Genomic DNA, 512 nt, shown 5'->3' with positions numbered 1-512 from the left:
AAACTGCTGGCCGAGTGCGGCGAGTTGTTCAAATCCCTCGGCGAAACCGCTGCCGCGCGCGGCGGTCAGGCCGTGGATGTTCAAGGCATCGACGCCTTGCGTCAGTCGCTGAATCAATGGCCCGCGCCGGACAGCAACGGCCTGGGCGACCCGGTACTGGCCATGACCGCAGCAGCAGGTATTGCCAGCGCCACGCCGCGCTCGCAGGTTCACTATGCCGGTGAACATCACGACACCACCGCGCAGAACAACCTGCAATTGACCAGCGGCGCGGCCATGCACCTGCAAGCGGGCAAAGGGCTGTCAGCCTTCGCCCAGGACGCTGGCATCAGCGCCATCGCCAACCGCGGCAAAGTGCTGGTGCAGGCCCAGGAAGACGACATCGCCCTCAATGCCCAGAAAAACCTGCATGTCTCGGCCGTCGAAGGCGAAGTGGTCATCACCGCGCCGACCATTCGCCTGGTCGCCGATGACGGCAGTTACATCAAGATTGGCGGCGGCGTCGAGATCGG

1 protein-coding gene is annotated in these 512 nt (G+C 64.5%); it reads left to right on the top strand.

Annotated elements, in window-relative coordinates; translation table 11 throughout:
- Positions 1 to 512: DUF2345 domain-containing protein (locus AO068_RS02325; protein ID WP_152999729.1), on the top strand; the 512-nt coding region annotated here is incomplete at both ends.

Origin of the sequence: Pseudomonas sp. ICMP 3272, assembly GCF_001466905.1 — a bacterium.
Classification (GTDB): Bacteria; Pseudomonadota; Gammaproteobacteria; order Pseudomonadales; family Pseudomonadaceae; genus Aquipseudomonas; species Aquipseudomonas amygdali.
The sequence above is the reverse complement of the archived record's forward strand: the minus strand, read 5'-3'. Positions and strand labels throughout refer to the sequence as shown.